Here is a 17,785-nt window from a genome sequence, read left to right as displayed (position 1 = left end):
CGGTACCTATAGGCTATTTGGTTTACAGTTGGCAGCGCCCGACCTTTGCGGGGTAAATCAACTGGCTTCATGACCGTAAAACGCAACGCTGCGCTCGGCTTTATTTTTATTACCATACTGGTTGACGTAATTGGGCTGGGAATCATCATTCCCGTGTTTCCTAAACTCATCGAAAACCTCATTCACGGAGGCCTTAGTGAGGCTTCCAGATACGGGGGCTGGCTCACCTTTGCCTACGCCAGTATGCAGTTTGTGTTTTCGCCGGTGCTGGGCGGGCTGAGCGACAAATTCGGACGGAGGCCTGTCTTGCTGTTTTCCCTGTTCGGCTTTGGTATAGACTACATTTTTCAGGCCTTCGCGCCGACCATTGCCTGGCTGTTTGTCGGCCGGGTGCTGGCGGGTATCACGGGAGCCAGTTTCACCACGGCAGCCGCGTATATTGCTGACATCAGTACGCCCGAAAAGCGGGCACAGAACTTCGGTCTGGTCGGGGCCGCTTTTGGACTAGGCTTTATTGTTGGCCCGGTAATCGGAGGCCTATTGGGTCAGTTTGGCCCTAAAGTACCGTTCCTGGCAGCCGCCGGATTAACTCTTCTGAATTTTATGTATGGGTATTTCATCCTGCCGGAGTCGCTGCTGCCGCAGAATCGCCGGGCGTTTAGCTGGAAGCGTGCCAATCCGGTGGGTTCGCTGATGCAGCTGCGGAAATACCCGGTCATCTCCGGGCTTATTGTTTCACTGGTACTGGTGTATATTGCGGCCCACTCGGTGCAGTCAGTCTGGACGTTCTACACCATGCTGAAGTTCAACTGGAACGAAGCCTGGGTAGGCTACTCGCTGGGTTTTATCGGGCTGATGTCGGCGCTGGTGCAGGGCGGACTGATCCGGGTGGCCATACCAAAACTGGGGCAGAAGAGAGCCGTTTACGTGGGTCTGTCGCTGTATACCCTTGGATTGGTGCTCTTTGGCTTTGCCACGGCAGGCTGGATGATGTTTGCCTTTCTGGTGCCGTATTGCCTCGGCGGTATTGCCGGTCCGGCCCTGCAGGGTATTATCTCCACGCAGGTACCGCCCAACGAACAGGGTGAGTTGCAGGGCGCGCTGACCAGCCTGATGAGTGCGACATCCATTGTGGGGCCGCTGCTGATGACCAACCTGTTTGCGTACTTTACCGGTCCTAAAGCGCCAGTCTTTTTTCCGGGCGCACCGTACATTATGGGCGCGGTGCTGATCTTCATCAGCGTTTTGCTGGCCGCCCGTTCGCTGGCCGATTACCAGCACACCTATACACCGGCATCGTCACCTATAAATTCACTGGAGAACCAGTAACCCTCCCGATTCATATGGCCTGGTAAACATAGCTCCCAATATGGCGGTCTACATAAACATTTTCTTACACCCCCTAAAAACAACAAATTTTTATTGTTTATCAATAATTATTTATTAAATTTACAGCGTAGCATAAAATTCCTGCAATAAACATGAATAGGATTTCAATACTATTTCTTCAGGCAGTCATCGTGCTTATCGGCCTTGTAGCACTTGCCATGTTGCTTTGGTTTCCCTTAACGGAGGGACGAGCCGCAAACTTAGACTTGTTCAGCATTTACGCTGACCCGTTCATCCTGTATGGATACGCAGCATCAATCGCTTTTTTTGTTGCCCTGTACAAGTCGATCCAGTTACTTGGATACATCGGACAAAATAAAGTTTTCTCTACAAACTCTGTTAAGACTTTAAGGAGTATCAGGTATTGTGCAATCGTACTAAGTATTTTAATTGTGTTGGCGGGACTGTACATAAAATTATTTCACAGCAAAGAAGACGATCCGGCGGGTTTTCTTGCCATTTGTATCGTGACCACGTTTGCTTCTATCGTAGTGGCAACTGCTGCGACAATATTTGAAAAACTCCTGCAAAATGCCATAGATATGAAATCTGAAAATGACTTAACAATTTAAGCTATGCCAATTATAGTAAACTTAGACGTGATGATGGCAAAGCGAAAAATTTCATTGAATGAGCTTTCTGAACGAGTTGATTTGACATTATCAAACCTTTCTATCTTAAAGACCGGGAAGGCGAAAGCAATACGTTTTAGCACCTTAGAGGCCATTTGTAAAGCATTAGACTGTCAACCGAGTGACATTCTGGAATATGTAAATGACGAAAAAATAACAACGAACCGCTGACAGGCAGTTTGGCAATAGGGCGGAGCGACGAATAGAGTCTCAGCTTTCTGTTCGCTAACCCACACCACATATAGACTTATGCACAATTTAAAAATTGCTACCGCTCAGTTTGAAAACCGGAGCGGAGACAAAGCGTATAACCTCAGCGTTATCGATAAACTGGCGGGCCAGGCGGCCGCGCAGGGAGCCCATGTCGTGACCTTTCACGAATGCTCCATCACCGGTTACACCTTCGCCCGGCATCTGTCCCGCGAAGAAATGCTGGACCTCGCCGAATACATTCCGGAAGGTGATAGTGTGCAGCAACTCACCGACATTGCTCGGAAACACGACATTGCCGTGCTGGCCGGTTTGTTTGAAAAAGACAAAGACGATAAGATGTATAAAGGCTACGTCTGCGTCGATAAAAACGGGCTGGTCGCCAAATACCGCAAGCTGCACCCGTTCATTAACCCGCATCTGACGCCCGGCAACGAGTACGTTATCTTTGACCTCTACGGCTGGACATGCAGTATCCTGATCTGCTACGACAACAACATCATCGAAAACGTCCGGGCGGTTACCCTGATGGGTGCCGACATCATCTTCATGCCGCACGTCACGATGTGTACGCCCTCAACCCGACCCGGTGCCGGCTTCGTTAACCCTAAACTCTGGGAAAACCGCGAGCATGACCCCACCTCGCTGCGGCTGGAGTTCGACGGCATGAAAGGACGAGCCTGGCTGATGAAGTGGCTCCCCGCCCGCGCCTACGACAATGCCGTATACGTGGTCTTCTCCAACCCCATCGGCATGGATGATGACCAGTTAAAAAACGGCTGCTCCATGATTCTGGACCCCTTCGGCGATATTCTGGCCGAATGCCGCAACCTGAGCGACGATGTGGTAACGGCGCTCTGCACGCCCGAAAAACTACAGCAGGCCGGCGGCTACCGCTACCGGCAAGCCCGCCGGCCCGAACTATATGCCGACATTATCAGCCAACCCCACCAGTCGGAGCAGAAGGTCGTCTGGCTGGCCGCCGACGAGTAGCTCTTTTGCTTATTTCAGCTGCTGCGTCATGGTCCAGGTACCGGTTGCCTCACCTCCATTGGCGTCATAGGTTCCTTTAACGGTAGTTCCCGTGAGCGTTCCTTCCATGGAGATCGGAGTGCCTTCACCCGGCTCGTTGTAAGCAGCTTTGAGCTTATTGCCGTCCAGCGTTAATGTCTTGAACTTGATGTTGTACCGGGCTTCCTCCCCCGGAATAACCGTGATAGTACCCTCGTATTTTCCGTCGGCGTTGCGGGTTATTTGCATTTCGCATTTGCCGGACGATGCGCCTTCATACGTACCGGCCCATTTACCGACAAAAGCGGCCGGGCTATCAGGCGCAGCCTTTGTTGTACTTGTTTGAGCCAGGGCAGAGCAAGTCAGCGTGCCAGATAGGACGAGCAGGAGTAAGCAGTGTTTCAAGAACATTAAAAATCAAGGTTAGGTAGAGAAATAATTATCAGGCTAAATAGGCCACTTTTTTCCGTATCTCAAAACGTAAAGTCCCTTAACCGGTTCACTACGCTATAATCCTGGTTTGTCGTGCAGATTCCTGGGTTTGTCGCGTCCGGCTTGAAGCAGGCTGCCCAGACTGCCAATTTTAGGTCATTCAAGTAACAAAAAACCTGTAAACTTCTCTTTGACAATGGAAAATCGGGATGAATTTCTCTGGAAAAAAGCCAAAGTGCGCGTAGGATTCAAATATCACCTGCGTAATTACCTGATCATAAATGCCTTTCTCTGGCTTCTCTGGCTAGTGGGCAAGCTGCTATTCACCAACGCGCAATGGCCTGGCTACCGGTTTCCGTGGCCGATCTGGGTAACACTCGGCTGGGGCATTGGATTAGCTATGCACTATTTTCGGGCCTATCACACGTTCGGCGAACGGTCGCTGGTTGAAAAGGAATACGAGAAGCTGAGCCGTAATAACTAATCAGCAATAACCCATTTTCTCACGCATTCCTGCTGTGCTCCTGTACGCTGGAACAGCCAGGACTAGTCGGATACTGGCTGTTCCAGCGTACAGGAGCAGCTATTTTTTGGTGTGTTTGATAAAAACAAATACCCATAATTTATCTTCTTTGCACCCACAAGCAGTCTTGCATGGTCAAACCGACATAGCAATTGGAGTACATCGTAATTGGTCTTACCGCGCTCATCGGCTCCGGCCTCACTCTTTTCTCCGGCTTTGGCCTGGGTACGCTGCTGCTGCCGGTGTTCGGCCTGTTTTTCCCCATCGAACTAGCCGTGGTGCTGACGGCTATTGTTCACTTCCTCAACAATTTATTCAAACTGGCGCTGCTGGGTCGCCATGCCGATAAAGCCGTTATCCTGCGGTTTGGCCTGCCGTCTATCGTAGCCGCCATTGCCGGAGCGTATATACTAACACTGTTAACTGACGCCCGGCCACTGCTGACGTACAGCCTCAACGGCACCACGCTGTCGATTCTGCCCGTTAAACTCATTATGGCGTTGCTGATGATTGTCTTTGCCTTGTTCGATCTGGTCCCCAGGCTCTCTGCGCTCCAGTTTGATCCGAAGTACCTGCCGCTGGGCGGATTACTGAGCGGCTTTTTTGGCGGCTTGTCGGGCCACCAGGGGGCGCTCCGCAGCGCCTTTCTGCTCCGAACCCATCTGAGCAAAGAGGCTTTTATTGCCACCGGCATAGTGATCGCCTGCCTGATCGATGTATCACGACTAACGGTATACGCCACCCGGGTCGGTCAGTTTTCGGAACAGCTCAACTACCCCCTGCTGCTAACTGCAACCCTGTGCGCGTATGTGGGAGCGTTTGCCGGTAACAGACTCCTGAAAAGAGTAACCATTCGCTTTGTACAGCACATCGTAGGCAGTATGCTGTTGGTATTCGCGGTATTGCTGGGTGCGGGTATTATCTGACAGCCTGCCCCCAGGTTCGTTATTAACAAAGACCGTCAACCTTTTTTACCATTTCTTACCGGTAGAAAGCCCATTCTTTGTACTTTTGTAACTTGTAATAGGTCAATTTTCAGGCCTGATAGTCAGTATCCCTAACTTAGATTTTTTCAACTTTTACCCATGATGAGAAAACCATCAGATGTTTTTTCTGATTGCTTACGCTGGACCACCCTGTTACTGGTTGGCTGCGTAATGCTTTCTTCCTATTCCTGGGCTCAGACTGCGGGCAAGCGGATTTTGGTGTTTTCCAAAACCAAAGGCTTCCGGCACGCGTCGATCCCAACCGGTAAACTGGCCCTTATGAAGATGGGTCAGGAAAATGGCTTCGCCGTAGACACGACCGAAGATGCCGCCAAATTTACCGAAGCCAACCTGAAGCGGTATAATGCCGTGATCTTCCTGAGCACCACCGGCGATGTCTTGAACCAGGAGCAGCAGGTGGCGTTTGAGCGCTACATCCAGGCGGGTGGTGGCTACGCCGGTATCCACGCAGCCGCCGATACCGAATACGACTGGCCGTGGTACAACAAACTCGCCGGTGCTTACTTCGCCAGCCATCCCGGTAACCCCAATGTGCAAAATGGTGAAGTGTTCCCGGTAGACAAGAACCACCCGTCTATGTTCGGATTCCCCGACCGCTGGAAGATCAAGGATGAGTTCTACGACTTCAAGAAGATCAATCCGGCCATTAAGGTCCTGGCCAAAATCGACGAGAAGACGTACAAGGATGGCAAGATGGGTGACGACCACCCGATGGCCTGGTACCATAACTTCGATGGCGGCAAGGCGTTCTACACCAACTTTGGTCACACCAACGAGACCTTCAGTGAGCCCGTCTTTGTGAAGCACCTGCTGGGGGGTATTCAGTCGGTGATGGCCGAGAAACTGGACTACAGCAAGGCGCACTCGATGGCTCCGCCGGAAGAAAACCGGTTTACGAAGAATGTGCTGATGGAGAAACTGGACGAGCCCACGGAACTGGTAGTTCTGGACAACGGCAAAATCTTGTTTACCGAGCGGAAAGGTGCCGTTAAGCTGTACGATACAAAGAAGAAAACCAGCAAACTGGTCACCAACTTACCCGTTCACTTCGACCGCGAGTATGGCCTGATGGGTGTAAACATCGACCCGAAGTTCAACGAAAACAAGTGGGTATACCTGTACTACTCGGCCGTAAAGCCCGACTCCAACAACCGGCTGGTGCGCATGAAGTGGGACGATACCAAAGACGAACTGCTGCTGAATACGGAGCAAATATTATTGACCGTAACCGAGCACCGTACGTACGATAAAGATGACTGCTGCCATACCGGTGGTTCCATCGCCTGGGACCGTCAGGGTAACCTGTACCTGTCGACGGGTGACAACACCAACCCCTTCTTCTCGAACGGGTTTTCACCCAGTGATGACCGTCCGGGCCGCAAGAAATACAATGCCCTGACGTCTTCCAGCAACACTAATGACCTGCGGGGTAAGATCCTGCGGATCAAACCGCGTCCGGAAGGTGGCTACGATATTCCCGAAGGTAACCTGTTCCCGAAGGGTACGCCGGGTGCCCGCCCAGAGATCTACGTTATGGGTAACCGGAACCCCTACCGGATCTCGGTGGACCAGCGGACAGGCTTCCTCTATTGGGGTGAGGTTGGTCCGGATGCCGCTGAAAACAATGACAAGCGGGGACCACGGGGCCACGATGAGGTTAACCAGGCCCGCAAGGCCGGGTACTTCGGCTGGCCGCTGTTTGTGGCCGATAACCGCCCGTACCGGCAGTACAACTTTGCCGATAGCACCTCAGGCCCGTACAATGATCCGGCGAAACCAATCAACTACTCGGTACACAACACAGGCCTGAAACAATTGCCACCGGCGCAGAAAGCCTTTATCTATTATCCCTATGTGGAGTCGCCGGAGTTTGGCGAGATCGTGGGTAAGGGTGGCCGGAACGCCATGGCCGGACAGGTTTATTACTACGACGACTACGCCGACAGCCCGGTGAAGTTCCCCCGTTACTACAACGGTAAGCTATTCGCTTACGAGTGGATGCGCGGCTGGATCAACCCGGTTACCATGACACCGGAGGGTGACTTTGTGAACATGGAGCGGTTTATGCCGAATACCACGTTCAACCACCCCATGGACATGCAGTTTGCCAAAGACGGTTCGCTGTACATGCTCGAATACGGTAGCAACTGGTTTGCCCAGAACGACGACGCGCGCTTGGTACACATCACCTACAATGCCGGTAACCGCCCGCCGGTAGCGTTCATCAATGCCAGCAAGGCCGTTGGGTCCGCTCCGCTGGCCGTTGCCTTCGACAGCAAAGGCACGGTTGATTACGACAACGATGCGCTGAAGTACGAATGGACGTTTGGCAAAGGCTTACCCAAGAGTACGCAGGCCAACCCGTCGTTTACCTACACCAAGCCCGGTGTTTACGAGGCAACGCTGAAAGTAACGGATGCCAAAGGCAGCGTGGCCACCCGGACCATGGAAATTAAAGTAGGAAACGAAGTACCGAAAGTGGACGTAGCCGTAAAAGGCAACCGGACCTTCTACTTCAACGACAAGCCGGTTGATTACGAAGTTAAAGTGGCCGATAAGGAAGACGGTAGCCTGACCAACGGCAAGATAAAGCCGGAAGATGTGATGGTAACGATCAACTACATGGAGGGCTTTGATAAAGCTGCGCTGGCGCAGGGTCACCAGGTGAACACCGGCAACGCGACCGGCCGTCGCCTGATCGAACTGTCAGACTGCAAAGCCTGCCACAGCATCGACCAGAAGTCTATAGGGCCGTCGTATTTGGCCGTGGCGGAGCGCTACTCAAAAGAGCGCCGGGCCGCTGCCGTAAACCAATTGGCAAAGAAAGTGATTGCCGGTGGGTCAGGTGTATGGGGTGAGCAGGCGATGAGCGCGCATCCGCAACTGAAGGAAGACGAAGCGAAGGAAATGGTAAGCTACATTCTGTCACTGGGCGATAAGAAGAAAGTAGAAAAGCAGCCGCTGAAAGGACCATACGTAACAAAATCGCAGGCGAAAGACGGCTCGTACATCATCATGGCCAGCTATACCGATCAGGGTGGTAACGGCATCGGCCCGCAAACGGGTACGTCTACAATTGTGCTGCGGAATCCGAAGGTGAAAGCGGTCGCCAATGATGAGAAGAAAGACATCGCCACGTTCAAGTCGCCGAACACCGGCAGCGATGTGGTGGTGGCGAATCAGAACAACAGCTACATAGCCTTCAACGACATCGACCTGACCAACATCCGGGGGATTACGGCGGCCGTATTCTCATCTGACAAGTTCACGGCGGGTGGCAAGCTGCAGGTTCGTATGGATTCACCAACCGGTCCGCTGGTGGGCGAAGCCGACGTTCCGCAGAATAACACTAATCCGGTTGAGATTCCGCTGCAGAATCCGTCATCCAACGGACCACGTAAGCTGTACTTCGTGTTTGTCAACCCGAAAAACAATAACAAACCCCTCTTCTCCGTCGACTGGATCCAGTTCCAGCCGCAAGCGATGTAGTAACTGAGTTGGTAACGCATAAAAAAGCCCTCCGAACGTTCGGAGGGCTTTTTTATGCGCTTCGTAGAGCACAATTCATAAATACCGGAATTCGCTGCTCAACAAAGGTACCTGTATGATAACCCGGTGAGCTTCGTAGTTGATAGTCAGCGGCCGGCTGGTAAACCCGGCATACCGTTGCTGCAGGCCAGCCACCCCGCCCTGCTTATCGTCGCCGGTGAAAAAGACCTGCGGTCCACTCGCACCCAGATGGCTTAAAAGCACCGTTAGGGCAGGCCCTTCTGTAAGCAGACAGGCGGTTGAACCTCCCTCTGTACCCTGTGTTTCACCGGTTGATAGTATCACATCCATGACCAGTGGCTCGGCGTCATCCATCGGATTCGGTTGAAAAGCAGCTTCCACCAATGCCTCCAGCGTAAACGGCAACATCAGGTAGTGGGGATCAGACACTTTGGCAGGCAGGTTTATCGTCAGCTTCCGGGGAAAACACACTTCCAGCAGAATGGCCAGTGAACGGGTAAAGGCCAATTCTTCCTGAACGGTAACCGGCTCGCCGGACTGGTGTTCTAGCTGGTATTGGGATACCTCCGTCCCGTATGGGATATACTCCTCACCTAACGTAAAACCCTGGAGAAGAGAAAGCATCATAAGCAGTCAGCCGATTTTATGGTTACATATACCATTTGGGTAAGGCCAGCTTATAGCGAACAGCAATCAGTCGTACCGACAGAATGAAAACGATGGTGAGCACGCCGGCAAGGGGATTTAGCCAAGGCACTGTTTTCAGGAGGTAGTACAACAGCCCGCCCATAATACAAACCGAAGCGTAGAGTTCTTTATGAAAAATCACGGGCACTTCATTCAGGAGAACATCCCGGATCACTCCACCAAAGCAGCCCGTCATGGTTCCTAATGCTATACAGATACCTGGATGCAATCCATAAGCCATTCCTTTCGCGATACCTATAGTGGTAAAAAGGCCTAGTCCCAGTGAGTCAAAAAGCAGCAGGGTAAAGCGCAGGCGCTCAACATATCGCTTCAAAAACATAGCCACCGTGGTCGTAAACACAATCAGCAGGGTTATCCCTTCGTGACGCATCCAGCTTACGGGTGTATCGCCTAACAGCATATCACGCAGGGTCCCCCCGCCCACAGCCGTTACAAAAGCAACCACCAGCACGCCAAATGGATCAAGCCGTTTGTTCATAGCCGCTAAGGCTCCGGAAACCGCAAACGAAACGGTTCCACCTACGTCGAACAGCACAGAAAGATTATCGAACCACATAGCGTTACCAAGTGAATGATTAAATGATTGAATGACTGAATTGGTAAATGAGCAGAAGGGCACCTGACATCTTCATTGACAACTACCGAATTCAATCATTCAGTCATTCAACCATTCAGTCATTCTTCTTCATTCCGCCCTCCGGATCGGTCCTATGTTCCGGGCGTTGCGGCTGAAAAAGGCCAGGATCAGCATAGCCGCAGCACAGACGCCAAGGCCACCGGCTTCGCGGGCTAATTCCACATTGAAGGTCTTCATGCCCATTTCGTCCAGCAGAAAGCCTTCAAACACCGGCGGCCACTGATAGAAGGCAGCCACCAGATAGATCACCGCCATCAGGATAAAGAACCAGGGACGGGCCATTCGGGCATAGGCCATCATACAGGCCACGGCGGCAAACCCGTAAATTGGCACCCAGACTTCCGGATCGGGATCGTTGTATTGAAAAGCGGCAAACAGAACAAAGAGTAAGCCGAAAACGATGGACAGGGTCTTGCGCATGTTGGTCGTTTAAGGGTTGAAGTCTGAGCGAGGCTACCCGACGTATAAAGCTAAATCCGGGTCAGCCTTCTCCGATTATTTTATTGACAAAACTCAGTAATAGCGGCATCGGCATCGGTATAGCCAACCTGCCTGGCCTGTTTTAAACTCAGGCAGCCGCTCTCGCGCTGATTCAGCAGCACCTGAGCGATACCCATGCCGTAAAAAGCTTTGCCAAATTTAGGATCAGCTTCAACAGCACGCTGGAAGTCGGCAACGGCCAGCTCCAGTTGCTTTTGCTGAAACAGCAGATTGCCCCGGTTGTACAGCGCCAGGGCGTTACGCGGATTCAGCTCAATGGCCTTGTTAAAATCATTCAGAGCCGCCAGGGTCTGCTGCTGGGCCGCAAACACCTGACCCCGGTTCAGGTAGATCTCCGCGCCTACCGCCCGGCTCGTATCCGGTGCCAGCCGAATGGCCTCTGAATAATCTTTCAGGGCCGCATCCGTGTTACTTTGAGCCGTTCTTAACAAGGCCCGGTTGTAATACGGGCGATAGAAGTCCGGCTTTAGCTTAATCGCCTGCTCGTAATCAAGCTGGGCGTTGGCGTATTCTTTTAGTTCAAAATAAGCCACCCCACGCATATTGAAAGCCTCCACATTGTCGTCGTCGGCTTCAATGGCTTTGTTTAAGGCCTGAATGGCCTCACGGTGTTTGCCCTGCTGCATCAGCGTCCGCGCCTGACCAATGTACTGATCGGACGACGTACAGGCGGTGAGAATGAATACTATATAATGTATGATACCTAATGAACGGATGCGCATACCAGTTTTTTTCGAAATCAATTTCTACAAAAGTAGTCTTCAGGCTTTTATTATCATTAAAATTCGCTTAGTTTTGCATCGGCAAATCGGTGCTACCAGCTCCTGCTGAATCCCCCAGGTCTTGACCGAAGCAAGGGTAGGCGGTTGTAGCGGTGAGACACTCGGTTTGCCTTTTTTTATTTCCATAATCCCTGCACCCGTTTATGGAGTTACTCAACCAGCTTTCTTCCCTGTATCAGGAACGTTTCCAAAGCACTCCTCCCATTCTGATCTGCTCCCCCGGCCGGGTCAACCTTATTGGTGAGCATACCGACTACAACGAAGGCTTCGTCTTGCCGGCCGCTATCGACAAAGCCATCTACGCAGCTGTCGGCTCAAGAAACGACAATCAACTCCACTTCATTGCTCATGATCTGAATGAGACCTACGAAGGAACGGTAGACGGTTTCACCCGCTCTGAGCAGGGATGGCCCAACTACCTCTTAGGCGTCATCGATCAGTTGCAGCTGGCAGGGCACCGGGTGGGTGGCTTCAACTGCATCTTCGGCGGTACCATTCCGATTGGATCGGGTATGTCGTCGTCGGCCGCGCTGGAAAACACTACCGGATTTGCGCTGAACGAGCTGTTCAATCTGGGCATCGACAAAATGACGTTGATAAAGATGTCGCAGGCGGCCGAGCATAAATTTGTGGGCGTGAAGGTCGGCATTATGGATATGTTTGCCAGCATGATGGGGAAGGCTGGTCACGCCATTAAACTGGACTGCCGCTCACTGGACTACGCGTATGCCCCCCTCCGGATGGAAGGCATCCGCATCGTGCTCTGCGATACCCGCGTCTCCCACTCGCTGGCCTCCTCGGAATACAATACCCGCCGGGCCGAATGCGAAGCGGGTGTTCGTATCCTGCAGGGCTTCTACGGTGAAAGCATCCGCAGCCTGCGGGATGTGACCATGGAGATGCTCGACAAGCACCTGAAAGATACCGAACCGCTGCTCTACCGGCGCTGTGCGTACGTTGTGCAGGAGAACCAGCGACTGCTCGATGGTTACGAAGACCTGGAGCGGGGCGATGTAGCTGCCTTTGGACAGCGAATGTATGGCTCCCACGAAGGACTCAGCAAGATGTACGAAGTAAGCTGCCCCGAACTGGATATCATGGTCGACATTGCCCGGCCGCACCATGGCGTGTTAGGTGCCCGCATGATGGGCGGTGGCTTCGGCGGCTGCACCATTAACCTGGTGCAGGAAGCCGATTTGGCGCATTTCCAGCAGACCATTACCGAACAATATCAGGCCAAAACCGGCAAGGAGCCGTTTATCTACGTGTGTACGCTGGAAGACGGTACCCACCGGGTGAATTAATGAATGCCGGCCCATTTCGGATTTGGTTTCCCGATGGGCTTGCCTAATTTTGCAGGCGACAGCTCATCCGCATCTTTTTTTACCAAAACAACCAAGCAATCTACTACAACTCATGAAGTTTTTCATTGATACTGCTAATCTCGACGACATTCGCGAAGCTCAGGAACTGGGCGTGCTCGACGGCGTAACGACCAACCCCTCCCTGATGGCCAAAGAAGGCATCACCGGAAAAGATAATATTATGGCACATTACAAAGCTATCTGCGACCTGGTCGAGGGTGATGTGAGTGCCGAGGTAATTGGTACGACCTTCGATGAAATGGTTCGGGAAGGCGAAGAACTGGCGGACCTCGACGACAATATCGTCGTGAAAATTCCGATGATTAAAGATGGCGTTAAAGCCCTGAAATACTTCTCCGAAAAAGGTATCCGGACCAACTGCACGCTGATCTTCTCGGCTGGTCAGGCGCTGCTAGCGGCCAAAGCGGGCGCTACTTACGTCTCTCCGTTCGTTGGTCGTCTGGACGATATTTCAACGGACGGTGTAGCCCTGATCGAGCAGATTGTCAATATCTATACAACGTACGGCTTTACCACGGAGGTACTGGCAGCCTCCATCCGGCACCCGATGCACATCATCCAGTGTGCCGAGGTCGGTGCCGACGTAATGACCGGTCCGTTGAGCGCCATCATGGCCCTGCTGAACCACCCACTTACCGACAGCGGCCTGGCCAAATTCCTCGCCGACCACAAGAAAGCCGGAGCAAAGTAAAAAAGTAGGCAGTTATCAGCAGGCAGTGAGCAGACTTAAGTGAGCAACGTGCTGACTCTTCTTCTGCCCACTGCCTACTGCCTACTGCCTACTGCAAACTGCCTACTGACGAATGCCTACTGAATTATTCTCCAACGAGCCTGTTCTGTCGCTGACGAATGCGGATATTTACCAGGGCACTAAGCTGGTGCTGGGTGATGTCAGCTTTGCCATTCATAAAGGCGAGTTTGTGTACCTGATCGGCCGGACAGGAAGCGGCAAAAGCTCTCTGCTGAAAACGATCTATGCCGATCTGTTTCTGCCCAACGGCCAGGGCCATGTTGCCGATTTTGCGCTTGAAAAGCTAAGACCGAAGGACGTGCCCTACCTCCGCCGTAAAATTGGCATTGTCTTCCAGGACTTCCAGTTGTTCTTCGACCGTACCGTAGAAGAGAACCTGAAGTTCGTGCTGAAAGCCACCGGCTGGAGCGACAAAACCAAAATGAAGAACCGGATTACGGAGGTATTGATGCAGGTGGGTCTGAGCAACTCGCACAAAAAAATGCCGCACCAACTCTCCGGCGGTGAGCAACAGCGCGTAGTGATTGCCCGCGCCATGCTCAACGAACCCCTGCTGCTGATCGCCGACGAACCCACCGGAAACCTCGACCCCGCCGTGTCGGACCAGATCATGCACGTATTCCAGAACATCAATAATGCGGGTACTGCTATTCTGATGGCCACCCACAACTACGATCTCCTCCGCAAATACCCCGCCCGCGTCCTCCGCTGTGAAGAAGGGAAGGTAGAAGAGTACAAACAATAAAGGGGCTGGTTTAACCAGCCCCTTTATTGTTTCAGTTATTCACCACTGTCAGATCCCAGTACGGTGCCTGCCAGGCTGCCGATTTGATCCGGCGCACCATCTCTTCCAACTCCGACCGGCTATCGACGGGTCGACTCCGGCCGATAATCATCCCATCCTGATTGAACAGCGTGAACAGGTGCTGGTCCTTGTAGATGGCCCGGTTGTACTGAAAATCAAACAGGCACCAGAACCGGACCTGACTCACCAACTCCTCGCAGGTTGGTTTGCGGCTGTAGCCTCCTCCGCGCAGGATGACCTCATCGCCATCGTACAGGTGGTAGTAATACTTGCCGTCTTGGACCAGCCGAACGAGGGCAAAGAATGTTTGGGGGTTGTGTTGATTTGTCATTGTATTTGTTGTTTAGCAATAATTTACATTGAGTGATTGTGCGATTGGTGATTGAGTGAAACGCTACCCAAAAGGAGGTGCCTGACTGAGCATTAGTTCTTAATGTAACTCACTCAATCACTCATTCACTAATTCACTAATTCACTCAATCTTAATCGTCCACCGTACGCGGGTCGGGTTGCCAGGGGAGCCGGTGCAGCGTAGTTACCGTTAAAGCGGGGCAGCCCCACTCCTCCGTAACTACGCCTTCCAGCCAGTAAATGCCTCGGCCCCGCATGGGATATTCCGTCCAGGCTTTGGGGAAATGGACCGAGTCGAAGTACTCGCCGTCTTCGTCGAGCCAGGTGCCAAAGCCCATGCGTTCGTTATTTTTTGAATAAATTTCTTTGGTAGTCACCTGATAGCCCTGCATGATCACTCGCCGGCCGACATACTCCAGCATAGCCCCGGCCCCGATGCACGGTAGTGTCGTCGGCGGCAGGGTATCGTCAGCCAATAGTTGAAAAGGTGAGATAAGCGGAAAGCCTAACAGATCCCAATGGTCGAAGGCTTCTTCCAACGGGTGTTCGGTGAGATTTGGCAACTCCGGCGATGTGGCCGACAGCGCAGACTCCATATCCCGGTCGAACAAAGACCGGCCGGTGTACGGGCGGGAGGCCGACCGGTTGCCCGTCAGGTAATGCGCCCGCCAGAGTACTTCTTTTTTGGATAGCCCTAGTCGGCGGAAACCTCCCACGCGCACCAGGAGCAGTAACTGCGCTCTGTTCACCGGCACCCGCAGGCAAAAGTCCTCAACGCTGTCGAAGGGCCGTTCGTCCCGTTCAACGAGCAGGGCTTCCATCAGACTACGCTCCAGCCCTTTCACCAGGCCCCAGCCCAGCCAGATGGTCGTTCCGTCGATGATTGTCCGCCACTCGCTGCGGTTGATGTCGGGCGCTTCGATGCAGGCACCAGCCCGACGGGCTTCGTGTACGTAGAATTCGGGGCTGTAGAAGCCACCCCCGTTGTTAATGACTGCCACAATAAACTCAAGAGGATAATACGTTTTCAGATATAGGCTCTGGTAACTCTCGACGGCAAACGAGGCCGAATGCGCCTTGCTGAAGCTGTACCCGGCGAAACTCTCCATCTGGCGCCAGATTTCGCCGATGACCGTTTCGCTGTAGCCCTGCACCCGGCAGCTTTCCCAGAACCGGTCGACCAGCCGTTTGAACAAATCGCGGGAGCGGTACTTGCCCGACATGGCCCGGCGCAGCAAATCCGCTTCGGCCGGGTTCATGCCCGCAAACTGATGGGCCACTTTAATGACATCCTCCTGGTAGACCATAATGCCGTAGGTCTCAGCCAGCAACTCGCCCAACTTGGGATGCAGCGGCCGGTAGGTATCGGGCTGGTAATGCCGCTCGATGTACCCCCGCATCATACCACTACCTGCCACTCCCGGCCGGATCACCGAACTGGCTGCAACCAGCGTGGGGTAATCCTGGCATCCCAGTTTCTGAATCAGTTGCCGCATGGCCGGCGATTCAATATAAAAGCAGCCCAACGTTTCGTGCCGGCGTAGTTGCTCCCGAATACCCGCATCCTGCTTGAACTCCTGAATGGCGTGAATATCCACGACCACCCTGCGGTTCTTCCGTATCCAGTCGACGGCTTCTTTGATGTGGCCCAGCCCGCGCTGCGACAGGACATCGAGTTTCGCAAAACCGATATCTTCGGCGGTGTACATATCAAACTGACAAACCGGAAAGCCCTTAGGCATCGGCTGGAGAGCCGTGTAGCGCGTCAGCAGTTCTTCGCTAATGAGGACACCCCCGGCATGGATGGAGAGGTAGTTGGGCATACCGTCCAGCCGCTTACTCAGAGCCAGCAAGGTCCGCCCCGCCTGGTGGTACTCAGCTTTGTGGGGATCATCCACCAGTTCGTCCAGTTCCGCTTTGGGCAGTCCCAGTACTCTCCCGAACTCCCGCATGGCGGCCCGCTGCTGGAAGGTGACTACCGTAGCCAGCAGACAAACCCGACCATTTCCGTATCGTTTAAAGAGGTAATCCAGCAGTTCATCCCGGTTATCCCAGCTAAAGTCAATGTCGAAATCAGGCGGACTACTGCGGTGGGGATTGATGAACCGCTCAAAGTACAGATTCAGATCTACAGGGTCTACATCCGTAATCCCCAGGCAATACGCCACCAGCGAGTTGGCTCCTGAGCCCCGACCCACGTGGAAAAAGCCACGGGAGCGGGCGTAACGAATCAGATCCCACGTCATCAGGAAGTAGGCACTAAAGGCGCACTCGTGGATAGTGCCTAATTCCCGTTCCAGTCGCTGCTCTAGCTCCACACTACGGCTTCGGGACAGACGATCGCCATACCGATACTGAAGTCCATCGATGGCCAGTTTCCGGAGCAGGTCCAGGTCATCGTCCTTGGAGGTAGTATAGACTTGGCGGTTCTTCGGCGTATGAAAATCAAAGACGAACGTGCAGGAGTCAAGCAAATACTCGGCCCGGTGGATGAGTTCCGGATGGGTAGCAAAACGCAGCCGCAGGCGGTCGGGGTCAACAAACCAATCCTGCTCACCGGCTACGGCTTCTTCTGACAAATGGGCCAGCAGGCAGTTGTGCTGAACGGCCCGCAGCATCCGGTGCAGGTCGTACCCTGCCCGGTTCAGGAACGTTACGGGCTGCCACAGCACCAGCCGGTCGGCGGGTAGGCGGTTGCGGTATCGCCAGATGTGGTTCAGGTCCCGTGCCCGCACGCCAATCCACTCAGTATCAGGCCATGTAGAACGAGCGTTCAGGCCACCTTGGCCGCTGACGACAATTGTCCAGGGATATATGGTCCAGACATGAATAAATACCGGTGCCAAGGTTGGAAATGGACGGTGATGCGCCAGACAGTTCGTCAGAAAAATGTGTATCTCCGCTAGGCCCTCCGCATTACGCGCCAGACAGATGTAGCACAGGTGGTCGCCGTTCCGGAATTCCACACCCGCAATGGGCTCGATACCAGCCTGCCGGCATTCACTGACAAACTCGTACAGACCCGTCGTGTTGTTGATGTCGGTCAAGGCCAGCCGGGAGATACCCAGCCGGACCGCTGCCTGCACCAGTTCGGCCGGCGACAGGGTGCCGTAGCGAAAACTATAATGGCTGTGAACGTTCCAGTACATTG

The 17,785-nt window shown here is 53.2% G+C and carries 17 protein-coding genes; 10 read left to right on the top strand and 7 right to left on the bottom strand.

What is annotated here, in order from left to right:
- The first annotated feature begins 69 nt into the window (after nucleotides 1-69).
- From ABD949_RS17300 to ABD949_RS17285, 4 genes are all read left to right on the top strand, one after another.
- The gene (locus tag ABD949_RS17300) at nucleotides 70-1,329 is read left to right on the top strand and encodes a TCR/Tet family MFS transporter (RefSeq protein ID WP_345245210.1); all 1,260 of its coding nucleotides are present in this window, start codon (nucleotides 70-72) and stop codon (nucleotides 1,327-1,329) included.
- A gap of 152 nt (nucleotides 1,330-1,481) precedes the next feature.
- Complete coding sequence (locus tag ABD949_RS17295; protein WP_345245208.1) at nucleotides 1,482-1,961, top strand: DUF2975 domain-containing protein; 480 nt, start codon at nucleotides 1,482-1,484, stop codon at nucleotides 1,959-1,961.
- A 3-nt stretch (nucleotides 1,962-1,964) separates the two neighbouring features.
- On the top strand, nucleotides 1,965-2,192 hold the full coding sequence (locus ABD949_RS17290; RefSeq protein WP_345245206.1) for a helix-turn-helix domain-containing protein: 228 nt from the start codon (nucleotides 1,965-1,967) through the stop codon (nucleotides 2,190-2,192).
- Nucleotides 2,193-2,270: 78 nt separating this feature from the next.
- Nucleotides 2,271-3,224: a nitrilase family protein gene (locus tag ABD949_RS17285; protein ID WP_345245204.1), complete on the top strand. Its 954-nt coding sequence runs from the start codon at nucleotides 2,271-2,273 to the stop codon at nucleotides 3,222-3,224.
- A gap of 9 nt (nucleotides 3,225-3,233) precedes the next feature.
- Here the strand turns inward: ABD949_RS17285 and ABD949_RS17280 are convergent, their stop codons facing one another.
- Nucleotides 3,234-3,653: a hypothetical protein gene (locus ABD949_RS17280; protein WP_345245202.1), complete on the bottom strand. Its 420-nt coding sequence runs from the start codon at nucleotides 3,651-3,653 to the stop codon at nucleotides 3,234-3,236.
- Between the two features lie 217 nt (nucleotides 3,654-3,870).
- On the opposite strand from ABD949_RS17280, the gene ABD949_RS17275 reads away from it, so the two are divergent.
- The 3 genes from ABD949_RS17275 (at nucleotide 3,871) to ABD949_RS17265 (ending at nucleotide 8,693) form a co-directional block, all read left to right on the top strand.
- Complete coding sequence (locus ABD949_RS17275; protein ID WP_345245200.1) at nucleotides 3,871-4,158, top strand: 2TM domain-containing protein; 288 nt, start codon at nucleotides 3,871-3,873, stop codon at nucleotides 4,156-4,158.
- A gap of 191 nt (nucleotides 4,159-4,349) precedes the next feature.
- The gene (locus tag ABD949_RS17270) at nucleotides 4,350-5,123 is read left to right on the top strand and encodes a TSUP family transporter (protein ID WP_345245198.1); all 774 of its coding nucleotides are present in this window, start codon (nucleotides 4,350-4,352) and stop codon (nucleotides 5,121-5,123) included.
- 231 nt (nucleotides 5,124-5,354) lie between these two features.
- Nucleotides 5,355-8,693, top strand: a complete 3,339-nt coding sequence (locus ABD949_RS17265; protein ID WP_345245196.1) for a ThuA domain-containing protein — start codon at nucleotides 5,355-5,357, stop codon at nucleotides 8,691-8,693.
- Between the two features lie 75 nt (nucleotides 8,694-8,768).
- Here ABD949_RS17265 and ABD949_RS17260 read toward each other — a convergent pair whose 3' ends face one another.
- From ABD949_RS17260 to ABD949_RS17245, 4 genes are all read right to left on the bottom strand, one after another.
- Nucleotides 8,769-9,341, bottom strand: a complete 573-nt coding sequence (locus tag ABD949_RS17260) for a hypothetical protein (protein WP_345245194.1) — start codon at nucleotides 9,339-9,341, stop codon at nucleotides 8,769-8,771.
- A gap of 22 nt (nucleotides 9,342-9,363) precedes the next feature.
- Nucleotides 9,364-9,978 carry a trimeric intracellular cation channel family protein gene (locus ABD949_RS17255; protein ID WP_345245192.1) on the bottom strand — a complete coding sequence of 205 codons (615 nt, stop codon included), beginning with the start codon at nucleotides 9,976-9,978 and terminating at the stop codon, nucleotides 9,364-9,366.
- A 129-nt stretch (nucleotides 9,979-10,107) separates the two neighbouring features.
- Nucleotides 10,108-10,479: a transmembrane 220 family protein gene (locus tag ABD949_RS17250; protein ID WP_345245190.1), complete on the bottom strand. Its 372-nt coding sequence runs from the start codon at nucleotides 10,477-10,479 to the stop codon at nucleotides 10,108-10,110.
- An 80-nt stretch (nucleotides 10,480-10,559) separates the two neighbouring features.
- The gene (locus ABD949_RS17245) at nucleotides 10,560-11,282 is read right to left on the bottom strand and encodes a tetratricopeptide repeat protein (protein ID WP_345245188.1); all 723 of its coding nucleotides are present in this window, start codon (nucleotides 11,280-11,282) and stop codon (nucleotides 10,560-10,562) included.
- Nucleotides 11,283-11,485: 203 nt separating this feature from the next.
- On the opposite strand from ABD949_RS17245, the gene galK reads away from it, so the two are divergent.
- The 3 genes from galK (at nucleotide 11,486) to ABD949_RS17230 (ending at nucleotide 14,223) form a co-directional block, all read left to right on the top strand.
- Nucleotides 11,486-12,646, top strand: a complete 1,161-nt coding sequence (gene galK / locus ABD949_RS17240) for a galactokinase (RefSeq protein ID WP_345245186.1) — start codon at nucleotides 11,486-11,488, stop codon at nucleotides 12,644-12,646.
- 112 nt (nucleotides 12,647-12,758) lie between these two features.
- Entirely contained in the window at nucleotides 12,759-13,418 is a 660-nt protein-coding gene (gene fsa, locus ABD949_RS17235) for a fructose-6-phosphate aldolase (RefSeq protein ID WP_345245184.1), read from the top strand.
- Between the two features lie 112 nt (nucleotides 13,419-13,530).
- A complete protein-coding gene (locus ABD949_RS17230; RefSeq protein WP_345245182.1) occupies nucleotides 13,531-14,223 on the top strand; it encodes a cell division ATP-binding protein FtsE in 693 nt (230 codons plus the stop codon).
- A gap of 31 nt (nucleotides 14,224-14,254) precedes the next feature.
- Here ABD949_RS17230 and ABD949_RS17225 read toward each other — a convergent pair whose 3' ends face one another.
- Together ABD949_RS17225 and ABD949_RS17220 are read right to left on the bottom strand one after the other, a co-directional pair.
- Complete coding sequence (locus ABD949_RS17225) at nucleotides 14,255-14,614, bottom strand: YegP family protein (RefSeq protein ID WP_345245180.1); 360 nt, start codon at nucleotides 14,612-14,614, stop codon at nucleotides 14,255-14,257.
- Nucleotides 14,615-14,765: 151 nt separating this feature from the next.
- Nucleotides 14,766-17,783 carry a DNA polymerase III subunit alpha gene (locus ABD949_RS17220; RefSeq protein ID WP_345245178.1) on the bottom strand — a complete coding sequence of 1,006 codons (3,018 nt, stop codon included), beginning with the start codon at nucleotides 17,781-17,783 and terminating at the stop codon, nucleotides 14,766-14,768.
- Nucleotides 17,784-17,785 lie beyond the last annotated feature (2 nt).

The sequence above is a fragment of the Nibrella saemangeumensis genome (genome assembly GCF_039541915.1).
Lineage (GTDB): Bacteria > Bacteroidota > Bacteroidia > Cytophagales > Spirosomataceae > Nibrella > Nibrella saemangeumensis.
Note: the sequence above shows the minus strand (reverse complement) of the source record. Positions and strands in the feature narration are given on the sequence as shown.